This is a genomic window from Paenibacillus brasilensis (assembly GCF_009363115.1).
GTDB classification, from domain to species: Bacteria; Bacillota; Bacilli; order Paenibacillales; family Paenibacillaceae; genus Paenibacillus; species Paenibacillus brasilensis.
Genome location: NZ_CP045298.1, coordinates 2,608,850 through 2,627,558, shown reverse-complemented (window position 1 = coordinate 2,627,558; position 18,709 = coordinate 2,608,850). Strand labels below are relative to the sequence as shown.

15 protein-coding genes and 2 pseudogenes are annotated in these 18,709 nt (G+C 46.9%); 8 read left to right on the top strand and 9 right to left on the bottom strand.

All coding sequences use genetic code 11. The features are described 5' to 3' along the window. The first annotated feature begins 18 nt into the window (after positions 1-18). Together GCU48_RS12285 and GCU48_RS12280 are read left to right on the top strand one after the other, a co-directional pair. The gene (locus tag GCU48_RS12285) at positions 19-3,459 is read left to right on the top strand and encodes a GH36-type glycosyl hydrolase domain-containing protein (RefSeq protein WP_152380181.1); all 3,441 of its coding nucleotides are present in this window, start codon (positions 19-21) and stop codon (positions 3,457-3,459) included. Between the two features lie 134 nt (positions 3,460-3,593). After that, entirely contained in the window at positions 3,594-4,598 is a 1,005-nt protein-coding gene (locus GCU48_RS12280; RefSeq protein ID WP_025717863.1) for a LacI family DNA-binding transcriptional regulator, read from the top strand. A gap of 82 nt (positions 4,599-4,680) precedes the next feature. On the opposite strand, the gene GCU48_RS12275 is transcribed toward GCU48_RS12280, so the two are convergent. The 5 genes from GCU48_RS12275 to GCU48_RS12255 all read right to left on the bottom strand — a co-directional run bounded on the left by GCU48_RS12275 (position 4,681) and on the right by GCU48_RS12255 (position 8,700). Beyond that, a complete protein-coding gene (locus GCU48_RS12275; RefSeq protein ID WP_152380180.1) occupies positions 4,681-5,901 on the bottom strand; it encodes a stalk domain-containing protein in 1,221 nt (406 codons plus the stop codon). A gap of 375 nt (positions 5,902-6,276) precedes the next feature. Beyond that, positions 6,277-6,762 (bottom strand): CcdC protein domain-containing protein, encoded by a 486-nt coding sequence (locus GCU48_RS12270; RefSeq protein ID WP_152380179.1) that lies wholly within the window; start codon positions 6,760-6,762, stop codon positions 6,277-6,279. A gap of 38 nt (positions 6,763-6,800) precedes the next feature. Beyond that, the gene (locus GCU48_RS12265; RefSeq protein WP_152380178.1) at positions 6,801-7,577 is read right to left on the bottom strand and encodes an ABC transporter permease subunit; all 777 of its coding nucleotides are present in this window, start codon (positions 7,575-7,577) and stop codon (positions 6,801-6,803) included. Continuing rightward, on the bottom strand, positions 7,574-8,287 hold the full coding sequence (locus GCU48_RS12260; protein ID WP_152380177.1) for an ABC transporter ATP-binding protein: 714 nt from the start codon (positions 8,285-8,287) through the stop codon (positions 7,574-7,576). The genes GCU48_RS12265 and GCU48_RS12260 overlap by 4 nt, the downstream gene beginning before the upstream one ends. Beyond that, positions 8,284-8,700, bottom strand: coding sequence for a GntR family transcriptional regulator (locus GCU48_RS12255; protein ID WP_152380176.1), 417 nt, complete (start codon positions 8,698-8,700; stop codon positions 8,284-8,286). Before GCU48_RS12255 ends, GCU48_RS12260 begins: the two co-directional genes overlap by 4 nt. Positions 8,701-8,908: 208 nt before the next feature. Here GCU48_RS12255 and GCU48_RS12250 point away from each other — a divergent pair. Together GCU48_RS12250 and GCU48_RS12245 are read left to right on the top strand one after the other, a co-directional pair. After that, positions 8,909-9,457: pseudogene (locus tag GCU48_RS12250) on the top strand (hypothetical protein); the annotation flags it as partial. Positions 9,458-9,997: 540 nt separating this feature from the next. Beyond that, positions 9,998-10,543 (top strand): GNAT family N-acetyltransferase, encoded by a 546-nt coding sequence (locus GCU48_RS12245; RefSeq protein WP_152380175.1) that lies wholly within the window; start codon positions 9,998-10,000, stop codon positions 10,541-10,543. A 65-nt stretch (positions 10,544-10,608) separates the two neighbouring features. Here GCU48_RS12245 and GCU48_RS12240 read toward each other — a convergent pair whose 3' ends face one another. Continuing rightward, positions 10,609-10,941 (bottom strand): hypothetical protein, encoded by a 333-nt coding sequence (locus tag GCU48_RS12240; protein ID WP_152380174.1) that lies wholly within the window; start codon positions 10,939-10,941, stop codon positions 10,609-10,611. 187 nt (positions 10,942-11,128) lie between these two features. Here GCU48_RS12240 and GCU48_RS12235 point away from each other — a divergent pair, with 187 nt between their 5' ends. Then, the gene (locus GCU48_RS12235) at positions 11,129-11,953 is read left to right on the top strand and encodes an alpha/beta fold hydrolase (RefSeq protein WP_152380173.1); all 825 of its coding nucleotides are present in this window, start codon (positions 11,129-11,131) and stop codon (positions 11,951-11,953) included. A gap of 119 nt (positions 11,954-12,072) precedes the next feature. Here GCU48_RS12235 and GCU48_RS12230 read toward each other — a convergent pair whose 3' ends face one another. The 3 genes and pseudogenes from GCU48_RS12230 to GCU48_RS28850 form a co-directional block, all read right to left on the bottom strand. Continuing rightward, positions 12,073-12,288 (bottom strand): cold-shock protein, encoded by a 216-nt coding sequence (locus GCU48_RS12230; RefSeq protein ID WP_007428291.1) that lies wholly within the window; start codon positions 12,286-12,288, stop codon positions 12,073-12,075. Between the two features lie 132 nt (positions 12,289-12,420). Beyond that, positions 12,421-12,621, bottom strand: a complete 201-nt coding sequence (locus GCU48_RS12225; RefSeq protein WP_007428290.1) for a cold-shock protein — start codon at positions 12,619-12,621, stop codon at positions 12,421-12,423. 397 nt (positions 12,622-13,018) lie between these two features. Continuing rightward, positions 13,019-14,849, bottom strand: a pseudogene (locus GCU48_RS28850) (LamG-like jellyroll fold domain-containing protein). A gap of 399 nt (positions 14,850-15,248) precedes the next feature. Between GCU48_RS28850 and GCU48_RS12215 the strand changes: the two are divergent. The 3 genes from GCU48_RS12215 to GCU48_RS12205 all read left to right on the top strand — a co-directional run bounded on the left by GCU48_RS12215 (position 15,249) and on the right by GCU48_RS12205 (position 18,592). After that, positions 15,249-15,593, top strand: a complete 345-nt coding sequence (locus GCU48_RS12215; protein WP_152380172.1) for a DUF805 domain-containing protein — start codon at positions 15,249-15,251, stop codon at positions 15,591-15,593. Between the two features lie 159 nt (positions 15,594-15,752). Then, a complete protein-coding gene (locus tag GCU48_RS12210) occupies positions 15,753-17,348 on the top strand; it encodes a spore germination protein (RefSeq protein ID WP_152380171.1) in 1,596 nt (531 codons plus the stop codon). 38 nt (positions 17,349-17,386) lie between these two features. Further along, positions 17,387-18,592 carry a Ger(x)C family spore germination protein gene (locus GCU48_RS12205; protein WP_152380170.1) on the top strand — a complete coding sequence of 402 codons (1,206 nt, stop codon included), beginning with the start codon at positions 17,387-17,389 and terminating at the stop codon, positions 18,590-18,592. Positions 18,593-18,709: the final 117 nt, after the last annotated feature.

The following is an 18,709-nucleotide window of genomic DNA, read 5'->3' as shown; positions in this document are numbered from 1 at the left end:
GTGAGGTGGACCCCTTTGATGACTACAAATCTGGATCAAAATATTCTGCTGCGGGCAGGCGACCTGTCCTTTACCTTTTTGAGCAGTGGTGATGTGTACAAAATCGCTCACGGCTCAACCATGATCAACCAGTTGCTGACCAATTCAGTCGACGGCTCCCTGAACAATCTGTACTTGAGACTGTGCCGTCCATCCGGCGTGACTATCACTCCCCTGCTTGGAGTTCGTTCACCCGGAGTAATCCGCCAGACGGATCGGCAAATTATTTGGGAAGGTTTCACTGCTGGTGTAGGCTATCAGGTAGCTTTCACACTAAGCAGTCTTGGAGTATGGTTCTGGGATGTAATTTTACAGGGCGATGATGTTGAAGCAGATATCGTGTACGGTCAGGATATCGGGATTGCGGATACCGCTGCTGTACGCAGTAATGAAGCTTATTTGTCTCAATATATTGACCATACCGTCTACCATGACGAACAAAGAGGCTACACAGTTTGCTCGCGTCAAAATCAGCCGCAAAGTCAGGCATTCCCTTACATCCAGCAAGGCTCGCTAACCCGCACCGTCGGCTACTCGACGGACGGATTTCAGTTCTTTGGACTTTCGTACAAAGAAACGAACGAGCCGGAAGCCCTGCATCGCGACTCGCTCGCCAATGAAGTGTACCAATACGAATTTGCCTATACAGCATTGCAATCCGAGCGGGTGAAGCTTGCCGGGGAAGCTCGCTTTACCTTTTACGGTCTGTTCCAGCCGAATCATCCCACGGCGGTGACGAAGCCGGAGTATGAGGAGCTGGTGACAAAAGCACGCGAAGAAGTCGCTGCCATTCTGGCCACCGCTTCCGATCCTATCATTCCGGTACATGCCGCAGATGATTTACAGGCTGGGCGTGTAGCTCCAGACCAAGCCATCGGTGAGCCGCTCTACACACTGGACATGACCGATGCCGAAGTGAAACAGCTTTTCCCGAAGCGGCAGGAGGAAGAACGGGATGGCAATGCACTACTTTCCTTTTTCACGGACAGCTATGAGCATGTCGTACTCAAATCCAAAGAGCTTCGTGTAGAACGTTCCCACGGACATATTTTAATGGGCGGACACTACACGGGAGACAAGGAAGAAACAATTACCACCACCTCCTATATGTATGGAGTGTTCAATTCGCAGCTCGTGATCGGGAACACGAATTTCAACAAAATGATCACAAACGCGCGTAATGCGCTTAACATTCCCAAAACATCCGGGCAGCGTATCTATGTCGGAATCGAAGGGAAATACCGTCTGCTCACGATGCCTTCCCTGTTCGAAATTGGCTTTAACTATGTACGCTGGTATTACAAGACCGCTGACGATACGCTCATCATTACAAACCATACGAACGCCGATACGCTGGAAGTACGGCTGCACGTGCGCTCTGCAAGCGGCAAAGCCTATCCGTTCCTCGTGACTCAGCAGCTATCTATGCATATGAACGAATATGAGCTTCCATTTCATATGAAACGCGAAGGTGACGCCCTGCTCTTCCGGGCAGATTCCGCTTCACCGAGCGCCAAAGCCTATCCGGACCTGCTGTACTGTATGCAGGTAGAAGGTGCTCCGCTACAACAAGTGAGCGACGCTCGCGCACTGCTGCAGGGTGCTGTCTGCCCCGATCCATCTCTGGTCGTGCTGAAGCTGGGCGACAGCAGTGAATGGACCTGCACCGTGCAGGGCTGGTTGCATGGCCGCTCGACCGGGAAAGACCAGGCGCGCAGGAAGCGCCACGTGTCCTTTGAAGACGAGCGTGAGCGCTATCGGCAATACTTTGCCGAGCTTATTAACGGCTTCCATCTGACACAGGGCGGTCAGGAAACCAGCGAGCTATTCCGTGTGAATGCGGTGGCCTGGTGGTATACCCACAATATGCTCGTCCACTACTCCGTGCCTCATGGTCTGGAGCAATATGGCGGTGCAGCATGGGGAACACGTGACGTATGTCAGGGACCTGTAGAATATTTCTCAGCCGTACAAAAGTATGATGAGGTCCGTTCCATTTTGTTGACTGTATTCAGCCATCAGTACGAGGATAGCGGTAACTGGCCGCAATGGTTTATGTTCGACAACTATACTCGCGTACAGCAGGAAGAAAGCCATGGCGATATTATCGTCTGGCCGCTCAAGGTACTCGGTGATTATTTGACCGCGACCCGGGATTACAGTATTCTGGAAGAAAATGTACCCTACACCCATCGGCATTCTTTCGATTTTTCCAAGCAGACCGCGACCCTCATGGAGCATGCAAAGAAGGAAATCGAGTATATTCGGGTGAATTTCCTTCATGACACGCATCTGTCGGCCTACGGCGACGGCGATTGGGATGACACGCTCCAGCCAGCCAACGCCCAGTTGAAGCAATACATGGCGAGCAGTTGGACGGTTGCCCTCACCTATCAGGTGATTAGCAACTTTGCTACTGCTTTGGAAGAGGCGCCAGCAGGTGTCGTCAACGAAGCAGATACAATTGCCCACGATCTGCACCAAATGGCCGAAGGCATCCGGAAGGATTTTAACCGCTATATGCTGGAAAGCGGTATTATCCCAGGCTTTGTATATATGGAGGAGCCTGGCCAGCCCAAGCTGATGCTTCATCCGTCCGACACCGAGACGGGCATTCACTACCGCTTGCTGCCGATGACACGCAGCATGACCAGCCAGCTGCTCACGCCCGAGCAAGCATTGGCTCACGAACAGCTCATCCGCGAGCAGTTCCTCTGCCCGGATGGCGTGCGCCTGATGAACCGCCCAGCGCAATACGATGGCGGTGTTAGCTCGCATTTCAAGCGCGCAGAGCAAGCGGCCAACTTCGGCCGTGAGGTTGGGCTGCAATATGTGCATGCCCATATCCGCTTCGTGGAGGCGATGGCCAAGCTGGGTCGCAAAGATGACGCCTGGCACAGCCTGAAGCTCATCAATCCGGTTGGCATCCGCATGTCCGTACCGAACGCTGAATGGCGTCAGAGCAATGCCTATTTCAGCAGCTCCGACGGCAAATGCAATAACCGTTATGAAGCACAGGAACGGTTTGATGAACTGCGTGCAGGAGCCGTACCTGTCAAAGGCGGCTGGAGAATTTACTCCAGCGGCCCGGGAATCTACATGAATCAGCTCATTTCGAATGTTCTGGGTATTCGCCAGTCGGGTGAGGACCTGATTTTGGACCCTGTACTGCCGGACGATCTTGACGGATTGGAATTTGAATTTTCCTTTGCCGGGAAACCGATCACCTTTGTTTACCGCCTGCTGCAAGAGCATCATAGCGGTGAGCAAGGACGTGCAGTATTGAACGGAAGGCCACTGGAGAGTGAGCCCGCCGACGGTAATCGCTACCGCTCCGGTGGCATGCGCATCAAGCGTGACACCTTCGAGCAGGCGCTGACAGATCATGATGGTGTACATCGTCTGGAGATTGTTTTATAAATCAGGCATAGGCAACAAAGTGATGGCGATCTTGCGGGATCGCCCTTTGCTGCTTACCTGTAGGGCTACGATTTTTCAAATAGATTTGTGGTTAATAACGAAAAAATAGAGACAAACGAACAGGAGGGGACGATGTGGTCAGCATTAAAGACATCGCCAAACAGGCGGGCGTTTCCATATCCACTGTTTCATATGCTTTGAACGGCAGCGATAAGGTAACGGAAGAGACTTGCGCACGCATCTTGGCGATTGCCAAAGAGCTTAACTATGTGCCAAATGCCGCCGCACGTAATCTCAAGAAAAGGCAAACCAAAATTATTGGCGTTTTCCTGACTGATTTTCGTGGAGACGTTTATGGAGATTTACTGTACGGCATCAAGGAAATTTTGAACCGTAAAGAATATGACCTCATCGTATGCAGCGGCAAGCAATCACACCGTATGCTGCCGGAGCGCATGATCGACGGCGCCATCGTGCTGGATCAGACGTTTGATAGTGAGGAACTGCTAAGCTACGCCGAGCGAGGACATAAAATTGTCGTACTGGACCGTGAACTGAGTCACCCTAACATTAATCAGGTGCTGCTGGATAACAAAGCGGGTGCCGCACTCGCGGTAGAGCATCTATTGGAATTGGGACACCGCAAGCTGTATGTTGTCACTGGACCAGACGGTTCTTACGATTCATGGCAACGGATGCAGGCGGTCAAGCAAACCATTGAACGGAGTGGCATCGCCGAATTGATCGAGATCCGTGGCAATTTTGAGAAATCGGGCGGCGAGCAGGCGGCCGAGATGATTTTGCAGCAGCATGTCAGTCCGGATTCGGGACCTGTAGCCGTCTTTTGCCTCAATGATGAAATGGCCGTAGGCTTTTACAATCGAATGGCTCAGTCAGAGCTGACGATCGGCAAGGATATTCATATCGTCGGCTTTGATAATATTGAGCTGACACAATATATTCAGCCCCGCCTGACTACTATTGATTACTCCAAGCGCAAATGGGGCGCTGTAGCTGCCGAGCAGGTTCTCAAAATCATTGCAGGGGAAGAAGTGGACCATGAACGTTTGTATGTTACGCTTGTCCAAAGAGAATCCGCAGGTGCAGTATGTATCCCCCAAGGTCAGCAAAATATGTAATGAAAAGAACTTCCACAGCCCCAGAATGCGGGTGGGAAGTTCTTTGGGTTATGCTCTTGCACGCTCTACTACAAGCGTATGTTTAAAACTTTCCGTTCGTATTTTTCCACTCTGCTTTAGCTGGAACATCCTGAACTACATCCCAATGCTCTGCGACTTTGCCATTCTCTACACGGAATAGATCGTAGACACCAGCCGAGCTTCCGTTTGGCGGTTTGATTTCACTCACAACCAGCACGAAGTTGCCTTCTCCAATGACCATATGAACCTGATCATATCCAAAGGAAGCTCCCTGGCTTCCCACTGCGGAGAATGCTTGCTTCAGATTGGATACTCCGTCACCAAAAAGAGGGTTATGCTGAATGTATTGATCACCATTATAATAGCTTTCCAATGCAGCACGATTTTTGCCAACCAGCACATCATCCACAAATTTGCGGATTAACGTTTTGTTTGTCTCGGTTTGATTGCGATCTGTAATTTGTGTTGTTCCGTCAATCATGGTATGTCCGCTTGGATTAGCTGGGGCGGAGTCCTGAATATTGTCCCAATGCTCAACGATTTTGCCATTGCTGTCGAAACGGAAAATATCAAAGACGATGCTTGATTTTCCTGCAATGGACTCTTTATAGTGAACCGCTACGTAGTTGCCATCCTGAAGGACCCTTTGGATTTCAACCTGTGCATTAGCCCCCTTGAGTTGGCTAATCAATTGCAGCAAGCCATCTCTCCCGTTGGGAACGCTCAGATTGTGTTGAATGTACTGATCCTTGCTGATCCAGGTCTCGGCCGCTTTCGTATCTCCGGTTTCAAAGCTTTTCAGGATTTCAACGACCTTATCCTTATTGCTCACCCCGATTTGCACCGTTTGGCTGGCCGGGTCCCAAGTCACTTGCTTGCCCCACGCTTCTTTGACGACATCCACCGGAACATAAGTTATCCCTTGTTTAGTCAATATAGTCGAGGTTGACAGTGGTACCTTAATTCCGTTGATTTGCGCTTCCGGACTGCCTGACACCAGCACAACCGTCGCCTGGTCATAACGAATGGTCGTACTTTGACGCGCAGTATTAAACGTAATATGCTTGGAATCCAGCGGAATGCCCAAACTGGTAGCCAATTGTCTCAAAGGAATCAAAACCTGCTGATTTCTCACGATAGGCGCAATTTTATAAGCCTCTTTTTTGCCATCTACCCAAACCTGGATACCTGTAGCCGGTTTTACCTCGGCTGCCAAGGCAGGTACAGCAGAAGATAGCACGAGCAGCCCAGCGAGCGCGGCAGTAACTGTATGTTTTTTCATGAATGTAAGCCCCTCTCATCTTGTAAAATAAAACATTGAAAAAGTAATTTTATGTAACTATTATAGTTACAGCTAGTCACAAAAAGCAACTCTTCCCGCCTACCTTATCTTTAAACCCCGTTTAAATCTTTTGAAACCTTAATATCCCTCCCTTCAAACTTTTATACGTGTGGTCGTTAAACAGCAAGCCACAACCTTAGAATAAAGGATATGGGGAGCAATAACAATGTATGATAACTTGCTGACAAATGAATTTATGATGAAGCTGTGCAAAAGCGGGTCCGATCGCCAAGCAAAGGTATGCTTGTGAACAGGAATCCCGCTTCTTTACATAGTTATATCGTTATTGCGTTATACCGTTATACCGTTATACCGTTATACCGATAACGTTCTCCGAAACTTGATGAAGCTCCCAATCCGCCAGATTGAGATATATACCAGCGCCATCGTAATCGCCAGCAGGCTAATTTCGCTCGTACCCAAACTGCTGAGGTACTGGGTCAAAACGACGCGAATCAAAATAATGGCGATAATAATGTATTTAAAATATTGATTCGGCTTGGGATAAATAAGACCGTCATCCCGTCTTTCATACGCCGTATGCAGCAAAATGACATAACCAAACAAAGCCCCTAGCAGCCCGGCGACCAGCAGCTCCCAAAAGGCGGGAAGCGCATGCGTCTGACCGGGAATATGCAGTAATTGATATACAGATACCATCATAACCGGGCATGCGATAAACAAGGGAAGCAAAAGGCGGACTCCGTTTCCTTTTACCGGCCCCCCTCTTCTTTTGGTTCTGAGCCAGATCATCAGCCCCACCAAAACAGCCATCAATACATATATGAATATCGTCGTCATGGTGAAATTCCTTTCTAATATATAGTAATTTGTCTATGCTAAATCGACAGTTTTTTCTCCAACAAATATGCGTTCAAGCGAATTAATACATATGCAGCAACCCAACTGATCAACACCGCAACCGGGAAATGCCAGGTAAAAGGAAACCATTGTCCTGTCTTAACATGATCAAACTGCCCATGAATCCATTGAATCCATTGATCGTTTGACCAATAAAAGACACTCCCGCCACCCATCAAAAGAATCCACAGTATCGGGTTAATCGGCCGCAAAGTACTGTATTTGGTACTGGCCGTCAGTAGACCCAGCGCAATAACAAACGGTGTGAAAACGATAATCATCACAAACCAGTTCAATCCGGCTATGATAAAGGACGCTGCATCCGCAAACGTATAAGGCTCTATGGTTGATGAGATGAACAGCGCGAACAAAGAACCCGCCACAAACAGGAACAATATCACGACAATGGTTTGTAAAATAGCGGCAATCCATTTGGCGCTGATCAGCCACATGCGCGGATAGGGAAGGGTCAGCCACCACCCGTAGGTGTCATTTTCCCATTCTCTTCTCAGACTTCCCACACCCATGAAAATGATCATGTATGGCAAGCCCAGGGTGACATACCACAGCCTTGTCAATTCGAGTTGGTTGTGAAGCGCGAAGTATAAGGAAATAGCGAACGCCGCAAGTAAAAATAGTGAGAAATACACAAGTCTCCACGATCTGGGCAGGCGATTGCGGCTCTGCTTTCTCCAGCTTCCTTTATTTCGAAATTCATGGCGTACCAAATCTTTGAACAGCCCGGATGAATTCACGCCTTCCACTCCTTTTTGTACAAATTGCGGAACACCTGATTCAGCGAGCCATGCTCTGCACGCAAATCATCCGAATCACCAGACCATATTACCCGCCCGCGGTCCATCATGACCGTGTAATCAAATAAGCCTTCCACTTCCTGAATATCATGCGTGCTAATGAGTATCGACTGCTGCCGATCCTCCAAATAATCAATAATTCCGGCTACAATCGCCTCTCTGGAAAGGACGTCAATTCCCGCAAACGGTTCATCCAGGATCATAAGCGGAACCTCACGCGCCAGACACAAAATCAGCAGCACACGTGCCTCCTGTCCGCGACTCAGCCCAGTCATTTTTAGCTCCAGCTCGACATCCATATGAGCAGCAAGCTTATGCGCATCCTTTATATTGAAGCCAGGCAAAAAGGTCTCCCCCCACTCCAGCGTCTGCTGAACTGTATGATTGGGATACCAACGGGCCCGGTCAGGAAGATAGGATATGCCACGGTTGGTTTCCCAGCCAGGCTTTTGCCCCAATACGTGAAGCTCGCCCCCGTCCGGCTGAATCAATCCTGTTATCGCCCGAAAGAAGCTTGACTTCCCGCAGCCATTGGGCCCAAGCACTCCTACGATACGTCCCGACGGAATGACGACATCCAATTGATCCAGCGCTTTTTTACTGTCATATTGCTTCGTTAGATGACTGGCAACCACAATAGATTCCGTCATGCCCTTTCGCCGCCTCCTTTCTCATCATTCCCGCTCTGCTTGCTGCTTATATACTGCTGTACATCCTCCCAGGATAGTCCCAGACTGCTCATCTGCCCGAGGAACTGATCGATATACGTCCTAGCCAGCTGCTCCCGGAAGCTGTTAATCCGCTCACTGGACGATGTGACATAGGTGCCCAGGCCGCGCCGCTTCTCTGTCAGTCCGTCCCGCTCCAACTCCTGATATGCCCGCATCACAGTATTCGGATTCATGCGCAATTCCTGTGCCAGATCACGAACAGACGGCATTTTGCTCCCCATTTCAATCTCCCCTTTGGCGATGGAGCTTCGTACCTGATTCAATACTTGTTCATATAATGGCTGGCTAAAGTCAATTAAAAACCGAAACGAGCCAACCCGTTGCTCTTCCATGGGTGTTTCCCCCTAAATCGGCTGAATCTCTCATGCCTGTAGTGTATTATATCACTTAATACACATAATACAAGTATATTTTAAACTTCTAGTCATATCATCCAAATTTCATTCAGCAAATGCTCAGCTTACGCTAAGATAGTATTCATGTTGATATCTTATGATGTTTTCGTACCAAACAAACCATAACCGAAAGGTGGAAAATGAGATGAAGAACACTAAGAAAGCGATTTTGGCAGGAACGATGGCATTGGCATTTTTAGGAGGTGGAGCACTGTACTCCACTGGCGCAGCCAATGCTGCTTCATTTACACCTGAGAAGGCTCCAATTGCACACAACCATTACGACGCTAACGGGCATGTCATCAGAGAGGGAAATTTTGCTGAGCACAAAGCTCTTCTGAAAGTATTGAAATTATCCTCTAGCGAGTTGAAGGCACAGTTGAAATCAGGTAAAACACTCGCAGCAATTGCTGAAGCACAAGGCGTGAGCGTGAATTCTGTTATTGATGTGATGGTTTCTGATATAAAAGCAAAACTGTCTGAGGAAAAACAAAACGGCAAGATTACAGACGCCAAATATAACCACCGTGTCTCTAATCTGGAACAAAGGGTAACAGATATAGTGAACGGCGTTAAACCGTCCAAGTCACCGGTAGAATGGGATAAAGCGGATGAATTCAAGGATCATGCTAAATCGGATGAATTCAAGGATCATGCTAAAGAAGATGCATTCAAGGATCGCGCTAAAGAAGATGCATTCAAGGATCGTGCTAAAGAAGTTGCATTCAAAGATCATGCTAAAGAAGTTGCATTCAAAGATCATGCTAAAGAAGTTGCAGCCAAGGATCATGCTAAAGAAGTTGCATTCAAAGATCATGCTAAAGAAGTTGCAGCCAAGGATCATGCTAAAGAAGTTGCATTCTAAAGCTGAAGTAGATAAAGTTCCAGTGGAAGCCGAAACCAAACAAGCCCAAGCAACCAAGGCTCCAGTGAAAGCTGAAGCCAGACACGCTCAAGCAGATAATGCTCCCGTCTTCCAAAAAGCTGTAGCTCGATAAGCCTTATTCATTAGAATCATTTGTTAACTAGACATTGCCACTCCATGTAAATAAATCTCTATCCGGCTTCCCTGTACGGATCGGGAAACACCCAAAGCCTGTCCTCTGCTGCCATACAGCAACAAGGGACAGGCTTTGGGTTCGTGTACATCAGACCAGATGTGATAGACTAGTATGATCAAGGGATAGCGATTGGAGTATGTCCAGAATCCGGTTTCAACCACAAGGAGCACCTAATGAAAATAAGTCCACAGGAATTTAATGTGAAAGGCATGACGTATACGATCAGATCTGCCACGAATAAGGATGCGAGGAATCTGTCCAAAATTCGATTGCTGATTGATGGAGAGACGGAAAATTTAGACCGGGAAAAAGGAGAGGCGTACATAGATACGCCGGGCTTTGAGCAGCTCATTGAAACGGATACACAAAGTAGCAGAAACCTGTTTTTAGTTGCAGTAGTTCATGATAAAATTGTTGGTTTTTCCAGGTGTGAAGGTTATGCTCTCAGAAGATTTGCTCATAAAGTAGAATTTGGCGTCTGCATATTAAAAGATTACTGGGACTATGGAATAGGAACCAACCTTTTAAGAACGTCCATTTCCTGGGCTGACTCCAATCATATCAAGAAAATGACCCTACAGGTTTTGGAAACAAATAACAAAGCCATTGAACTCTATAAAAAGCATGGATTTGAAGTTGAAGGTATATTAAAAAACGATAAACTTCTTTCGGATAGCAGGTACTACAACACCGTTATCATGGGTAGATTTCCTAAATAAAAAAATTTCCCAAATAAAAAAGATCCTGCTCTTCAGGATCTTTTTATTTGGATCACATATTGAACCTAGTAGCGATAATGATCATAATAATTACGACGATGATACTGATCACGCGGCGGCTGAGCTGCGGTAATCATCAAAAAGATGCCTGAAAGCAAATGCATCAGCCAGCCCACAATCGGAATCCACCCAACAACCGAGGTAACAATCCCCAAGATCGATCCATAAAAGGGCTCCCTGTTAGTCACCGAAAGCACTAATGTAACGATATGGAAAATCAACATAAAGAACAATACGGTATAAGCGGAATTTACGACGATCAGCCCGCCTAAAACAGGAATGGCCAGAAACAGCTCCAGCCCGCCTGTAATCCATTTTAAAGTTTTTGATGGTGTCATCGTTCCACTCTCCCGTTGCTGTCTCATCCCATCATTATATCTTATCCCTATGCAGGATGACATACATTTTTTAACAAATTATATGTTCATCTAGCGACTGTCTTATCCCTTTTTCGAATGGTCTGAGTTCTAACTACATATATGTGAGAGAGAGCGAAATTTCGTGATTTCTAAAGGGGTGAACAGATTGGGATATTATATTGAGGTGGAGCGTGGCGTCAAGCTATATGTTGAGGATATAGGAGAGGGCGTCCCTGTGCTCATGGTACACGGCTGGCCGCTGGATCATCGAATGTACGAATATCAGGCTGCCCTTTTGCCTGCCTATGGATACCGCTGTATTCAGGTAGATCTTAGAGGGTTCGGCAAATCGGATCGACCATGGCACGGCTACGACTATGATCGACTGGCTGATGATCTGCTGGCCGTAATCCAGACGCTTCAGCTGGGGCATATTCGGCTGATTGGTTTTTCCATGGGAGGCGCTGTTGTTACACGCTATATGAGCAGACACCGGGGGTATGGTGTCAATCAGTTGATTTTGATCGGAGCAGCCACGCCACGGTTCACCCCAACCAGCGACTTTCCTTATGGCACTCCTGTCACAGAGGTAGATAAACTCATCAAACAAGCCTATACAGATCGTCCGCAACTGGTAACCTCATTTGGCGAACTGTTGTTTGCCAATCCCGTCAGCCAAAGCTTTCGGGACTGGCTACGTGATCAGGGCTTTGCTGCCTCTGTGCATAGCATGGCCTGCACTTTATATTCACTGCGTGATTCCGATTTGCGTCCTGATTTACCGTGTATACACGTACCTACATGGATTTTACACGGTAAGCTGGATCGAGTCTGCCCTTTCCCTCTGGCAATACAAACTCAAAAAGGAATCCCCGGATCAAAGCTGATCCCTTTCGAACGAAGCGGGCACGGCGTATTTTACGAAGGACGACCTGAATTTAATTCCACCTTGCTGAACATACTATCTCCAATTTATCCAGGTCATAATTGAAAAACCTGATCATTCATATGTAAAGGCAACGCCAGCCGGAGTATTCTTCATAAAGTAAAAAAGACGCCTCAGCGCCGTTAGTGGCTATGGGGCATCTTTTACTACAAACATATATCCGCTTAGGATTGTTTCGTATGATTAAAGCTCGTATTATTTAATACAGCCAGCTTTTTCTCGCCCTTCACCATGGCAGAACCGCAAATGGGGCATGTCGGCTCGACAGAAAAAGCGAAGTTATCCCGCATCCATCCGTTGCACGTATCGCTGGCGCAATTCCAGACAGCTGTAATTTCCTCAGGAATCTCATCCATTGGCTTTTTCCGTGAATTGTACATAAACATCCCTCTTTCTTCATGATTTATAAAGCGAAAAGATGTAATCAGTTCAAAAACGGCCCTTGTAAACAGATAAAAACAAATGCCCCAAACGCTATGTTCGGGGCATCTGAAGTAGGCTGTAATTTTAAATTACAGTTTTACAACGTTCTCAGCTTGTGGTCCACGGTTTCCTTCAACTACGTTGAATTCTACGCGTTGGCCTTCGTCCAAAGATTTGAAACCTTCGCCTTGGATTGCGGAGAAGTGTACGAATACATCGCTTCCACCTTCAACTTCGATGAAACCGAAACCTTTTTCTGCGTTAAACCATTTAACTGTACCTGTTTGCATGGTATTACCTCCAAAATATATTTATATGACCTTTATTTTTTACAAATAAAAATTCACATATTGCACAAGGTTATTTCAACCTAAAACAATAACCCTCTACAATATGTGAATCTCAGGTCACAATTTCAATATACTCATATTACCATAAGTGTATTGAAAACGCAAGCACTGGTGAAATTAAATTATGCAGAGTGCCCTTGTCCTTTATTAATTTCAAGCTATCTTTTCAGTTGACGAAATCAGTCATCAACGCCTACCTAAAACATTATATCCACTGTTGCCTTTAATTATACCAGTGAACTAAAAATAAATACACAAAACATTTCGCAGAAGACGAACTTTTTTAAAAAAATGCCCGTCTCCTTCGCTTGTTTGGCTCATATTACTTCATCAGGAATCACAGCTCAGACAATGCTCTAATTTCTTCTGCTGTCAGCGCTTTGTTATATATTTGAACCTCATCCAGACTGCCGTTAAAGTAAGCATCAGCGGCAAAGCGGCTTTTGCCGAGATAAACTTCGCTCGTCAGCAGCTCTTTTGGATTAAAGGTAATCCTGTCGTTAACAGCCACTTCCTCACCGTTTACATACAGCTTCCCGGTATTTCCCTCCAGTGTAACCGCTACGTGCGTCCACTGGTTTACAGGCAATGCTGACTTGGCAAGCAGGCTTTGATCCGCACCCTCATGAATCGTAAACTGGAGCACGCCGCTTCCTTGGGAAGGAGTCAGAAACATATGACGAGACTGACCATTCCCAAAGTCGAGAATCCGTTGCTAGGCTCCACCGCCCTTCCAGTTCACCCAAGCGGAAAAGGTAAAATCGTCTGCATCTGTGACCGTGGCCGGTAGCTGCACGTAGCCATCCTTCCCGTTCAGCACAAGGGCACCGCCAAGCTTTCCATCCTTGTCCCATGCAGCACCACCATAGGCATTGCCGTCGAAATGGTTATATGTGCTGTCTATGACAGTTGTCCCTTGATCCTCAGTCCATGAATAGCGCGCGAGCTGCGGACCTTGAGCCTGCTCAGGTACAGTGGCTATAAAGCTTTTCCTGGCCGTTGCTTTGTCTTTCCTGATGGTCGCCGTCAATGTGACCGTCGCAGGCTGAGAGCCCGCCGCTGGGCGGTACACTTCACCTGTCACGGAAATATTTTCAGGACGTGAGGACTCCCATGAAATGGTAGTACCTTGGGCAGCTTGAGTAGGCAGCGTCAGATTATATAAAACATTGCCCAAATCGCCCAGACTCAGATCCTTTTGCACAGCAGCCACGATCTTGCTGGCCTTCAGTTCAGACTTTGATGTACCCCACACCGCAACTCCCTTGGAGGATAGTGCAGTGAAAGCAAGCGTCTTTTGGCCCGTGTCTGGATCAACATGTCGCAGGAACACCCCCTTATACTTCGTACCATCCGCTGTAATCTCCAGCTGGTTACCTGTGCCAAGCTTCCATGTACCAGTCGCTCCTCCAGACAGCTTGCCACCACTGTCCAGGCTAACGGTCACAGCTTGCTTAATATTGGCCGAAATTTCTTTCCCGTGATCTACATACGAGTATTGGCCGAGGACATCCTTTTCCGACAACTTTTTCAGTGAGTCTTCATCACCCGAATAACGGTAAGGAGCAACTACAGGCCAACCGTCAGCGTTCATAAACATTTCATGCACCCGCACCTCAAACTGCTCGCCCCTGCCCGGGAAACGGGAGTGGAAAATCAGAAAATGCTTTTTCGTCTTGCTAAACCCATTGCTGAACGCGGGGAGTCGCCCTTGCAGGCGTTATAGTACATATAAAACTTGCCATCGGCCAGTTGAATAACATCCGCCGCCCACAGCGTGTCTGTCTGCGCCCAATCCAGCGCTTCTTTTAATTCCTCTTTGACATTAGGAACCAGTGCATTACCATTTACTACTCCTGTGGCGATCGTATCCCAATTCATGAGGTCCTTGGACTTGGCAGCTGCAAGATGGGAGCCAAAGATGTAAAATGTATCTTTCACTTTCAGAATAGATGGATCATGTACGGAGGTTTCCTTGAAAGAAACGGGCTTTTTGCTTTGAATTGTAATGTTCTCCTGGCTTTGATCTTGAAGGGTAATCTGCCCCGCAGCTTGAAGTCCAGCTGTATCTGGATTAAGCGTTTGGTCGCACCTGCAAAAGAGGCAGGCAACAACAGCGCACCCGCCAGCGAAGCGGCTGTTACCCTGCAAAAAAGTAACTTTTTCATTAACTAATCTCTCTCGTTTTTGAACATACCTGATAAACTAAGGCGCTATGAAGTAAAACGGTCTTTTAATTCATTGTTGATAATCACCTCCAATATTAATAAAAGCGCTTTCAAATTTATCAAAAAAATAAAGCTCTTCTGTTAAGAGGGCCCATCCAAACCTTGTGGTTAACCGTACCTTTATATTATGTAATGGATATAGGAAATTCAATATGCAATTTTATATTTTTACAAATTATTTATTTAATTATTAATGTTAATAAATGTATTGTGATATGTAAATTTTTATAGTTATAATTTTACAAGTAAAATTCTATATCTTTCCTGTCGATATATCTAAAAGAACAATTTTGAAAATCTTTATAGAAAATCTTTAAATTTTTGAGGAGGTGAAAATATATGCAATGGTATTTAAAAGGATTACAAAACTATGTGGGATTCCAAGGTAGAGCAAGACGTACAGAATACTGGATGTTTGTTCTGTTCAACGTAATCGCAAGTTTTATAATCGGTTTAATCGACGGTCTCTTTGGCCTAACACCGATATTGACTTACATTTATTCTTTGGCTGTCCTGTTGCCATCTCTGGCCGTTACGGCCCGTAGACTGCACGACACAGGCAGAAGCGGATGGTGGATTTTAATTGCCTTAATTCCGGTTGTGGGTACGATTATCCTGATTGTATTCACTTGCCAAGACAGTCAGCCTAACGACAACCAACATGGGAAAAATCCTAAATTGTAATGGTTGTAGATGCGTAAACCTCTTTCACTCCTGTGAAGGAGGTTTTTTCATATTCCCTCCTTCCCTTCCTCCCCCTCAAAATTCCAGCAATAAGTTTATCAGGAGCCTCCTACGTCCATACTGGATTAAAAAGTATCCTCAAGGAGAGGGAGAACATTCATGCGTTTTCGGAAGAGAAGCACCCATAAAAAGTTCAATAAATTGCCTGTTCAGAACGCAGAAAATCAGCCTGCACATTCAAGGGAACCGATCAGTGCAAATCTTGGACAAAACCTTCAGCAGATCAGACAAACCGTGGGTAACAGCACCGATATCATTATCAGAGAAGTTCGCATCGGCAAGGACGGAGACCAAATTATCGCGATGCTCTATACCGACGGGTTGGCGGATAAAAATATAGTCTCCGATTTCATCATGGAGTCGATGATGTTGGATAGCAGCCTGCCTGTGGACGTGAACGACAAAATTCAACTGTCCTCCAATGTGCTGCAGATTTTAAAGGATTACGCACTGACTATCGGAGATATCCATGATATCACCGATTTTGAAAACCTATATAACGCGCTATTATCCGGAGATGCAGTCATTTTAATTGATGGTCAGACACAGGGAATCGTAGCCAGCGCGCGGGGATGGAAGGATCGAGGGGTTACAGAGCCTGCTTCTGAAAACGTCGTTCGCGGGCCGCGGGAGGGATTTTCAGAGACACTCCGCACAAATACGGCCTTGGTCCGGCGAAAAATAAAAGACCCGAACTTGTGGCTGGAAACCAAACAAATCGGCCGCGTAACCAAGACCGATGTGGCAGTCATGTACATCAAGGGGATCGCGAACGATAAGCTGGTCACAGAGGTGCACGAGCGCCTGAATCGTATTGATGTTGACGGCATTCTCGAAAGCGGGTATATCGAGGAGTTGATTCAGGATGAAACCTTCACCCCTTTTCCGACCGTGTACAACTCCGAACGCCCGGACGTCATCGCCGCCGGGCTTTTGGAAGGGAAAATTGCCATTCTGGTGGATGGAACCCCCTATGTGCTTATCGTACCTGCACTGTTTGTTTCCTTCCTGCAGGCCGCTGAGGACTATTATCAACGTGCGGACATCAGCACCTTCATAAGGTTTCTTCGCTACATTGGAGTCTTTATTTCCCTGCTGGGCCCATCCTTATATGTGGCTATCACTACGTTTCATCAGGAAATGCTACCAACTCCATTGCTGATCGGGCTGGCTGCACAACGGGAATCCGTTCCGTTCCCTGCCTTTATTGAAGCGCTCATGATGGAACTGACCTTTGAAATATTGCGGGAAGCCGGTGTCCGCATGCCCAAGTATATCGGAGCGGCCGTCTCCATCGTAGGGACACTTGTCATCGGACAAGCAGCTGTCCAAGCCGGGATTATATCAGCGGCGATGGTCATTGTCGTAGCCATTACGGCGATTTCCAGCTTCGTTCTCCCTGCCTATAATATGTCCATTGCCTTTCGTATGCTGCGATTTCCTCTGATGGGGCTTGCCGCCTCATTCGGATTGTTCGGAATTATCGTCGGATGCATTGCCCTTATTTTGCATATGTGCAGCCTTCGTTCGTTTGGCGTTCCATATATGACCCCTCTTGCGCCTCTAATTCCGTCAGACACCAAGGATACCTTATTTCGGCTCCCTCACTGGATGATGATTTCCCGTCCCAGGTTAATCAACCAGAAGAACGTGAAACGCCGAAACAGTACCCCGCCCCGAAAATCACGGGAATGAAATAGAGAGGTGGCACAAATAGAAAGGAGTCGAAAATCGTGAAACGGAAGGCCGCCTGTCTGCTCCTGATTTTTACAATGACCTCGCTTCTCACTGGTTGTTGGAATCGCACGGAATTGAATGAGCTTGCCATCGCCGTCGGCATGGGAATTGATAAGCAGGGCGATCAATTTCAGGTTTCCGTCCAAGTCGTAGATCCAGGTCAGGTGTCAGCTAAAAGTGGAGGAGATGGCCGGGCTCCTACCACGTTATATACAGCCAAAGCCGAGACCATATTTGAGGCCGTTCGAAAAATGACGAAAATAAGTCCACGGAAAATCTATTTTTCCCACCTTCGCATATGTGTGATTGGGGAATCTATGGCCACGGACGGAATGGCAAAAGCTCTTGATCTTCTGTCAAGAGATCATCATTTCCGCACCGACTTCTACTTAGTATTGTCAAAGGACGCAAGTGCAGAGGATATACTGAAAATCTTGACGCCTTTGGACCCGATCCCGGCGAATGACTTGTTCTCCTCCTTGGATATATCTGAAAAAAACTGGTCACCCAGTATGACCGTAACCTTGGATGAATTGATTGCGGCTCTTACCAGTGAAGGAACAGAGCCTGTCATGACAGGACTTCGGATCATTGGCAATAAAGAAGCGGGGGAGAGAAAAGACAATGTCGAAAAGATCGCCCCCCACACCCGATTAGAGTATTCAGGACTGGCTGTGTTCAAAAAAGACAAATTAATTGGCTGGTTAAACGAAGATGAAAGTAAAGGCTACAACTTTATTACCGGTAAAGTAAAAAGCTCCGTTGGTTTTGTAGCCTGTCCTCAAGGCGGCAAGGTTATCTCAGAGATTATTCGGACCCAAACTACTGTAGAAGGGAGAGTATACAGGGGAGAGCCCCAAATCAATATTAAAATGCGGGTTGAAGCCAACGTGGGAGAAGTCGAGTGTCCTCATCTGGATCTGACCAATGTGAGCACGATTTATGACATTGAGAAGAAAGAGGAAGAAAAGATAGAAGAGGCTATGAAATCAGCCATCAGAAAAGCTCAAAAATCGTACAAAGCTGACATTTTCGGATTCGGTGAAGCCATTCACCGTGCTGACCCAAAGGCGTGGAATACACTGAAAAAAAATTGGAGCAGTGAGCATTTTGCAGATTTGCCCGTAAATATCAAGGTCGATTTCAAGCTTCGGCGCTTGGGTACAATTGGCAGCTCATTTCTGAATGATGTTAAGGAGTAGATTCCCGCGCGGGGATCTGCCCCTATACTACTATCACGGAAAAGAAGGTGCTGAGTAATGCTGTCTCGTATGGTAAGCGTGCTGGGAATATTGCTGGTTGCTGCTGTGATCTGCTTG

Excerpts from the sequence above, each read along its gene's own strand:
- GCU48_RS12255 (WP_152380176.1), bottom strand. The coding sequence starts at position 8,700 with ATGGAAGAGCAACGGGTTGGCTCGTTTCGGTTTTTAATTGACTTTAGC.
- GCU48_RS12210 (WP_152380171.1), top strand. The coding sequence starts at position 15,753 with ATGCGTTTTCGGAAGAGAAGCACCCATAAAAAGTTCAATAAATTGCCT.
- GCU48_RS12270 (WP_152380179.1), bottom strand. The coding sequence starts at position 6,762 with ATGACGACGATATTCATATATGTATTGATGGCTGTTTTGGTGGGGCTG.
- GCU48_RS12215 (WP_152380172.1), top strand. The coding sequence starts at position 15,249 with ATGCAATGGTATTTAAAAGGATTACAAAACTATGTGGGATTCCAAGGT.
- GCU48_RS12240 (WP_152380174.1), bottom strand. The coding sequence starts at position 10,941 with ATGACACCATCAAAAACTTTAAAATGGATTACAGGCGGGCTGGAGCTG.
- GCU48_RS12230 (WP_007428291.1), bottom strand. The coding sequence starts at position 12,288 with ATGTACAATTCACGGAAAAAGCCAATGGATGAGATTCCTGAGGAAATT.
- GCU48_RS12285 (WP_152380181.1), top strand. The coding sequence starts at position 19 with ATGACTACAAATCTGGATCAAAATATTCTGCTGCGGGCAGGCGACCTG.
- GCU48_RS12225 (WP_007428290.1), bottom strand. The coding sequence starts at position 12,621 with ATGCAAACAGGTACAGTTAAATGGTTTAACGCAGAAAAAGGTTTCGGT.
- GCU48_RS12275 (WP_152380180.1), bottom strand. The coding sequence starts at position 5,901 with ATGAAAAAACATACAGTTACTGCCGCGCTCGCTGGGCTGCTCGTGCTA.
- GCU48_RS12245 (WP_152380175.1), top strand. The coding sequence starts at position 9,998 with ATGAAAATAAGTCCACAGGAATTTAATGTGAAAGGCATGACGTATACG.
- GCU48_RS12260 (WP_152380177.1), bottom strand. The coding sequence starts at position 8,287 with ATGACGGAATCTATTGTGGTTGCCAGTCATCTAACGAAGCAATATGAC.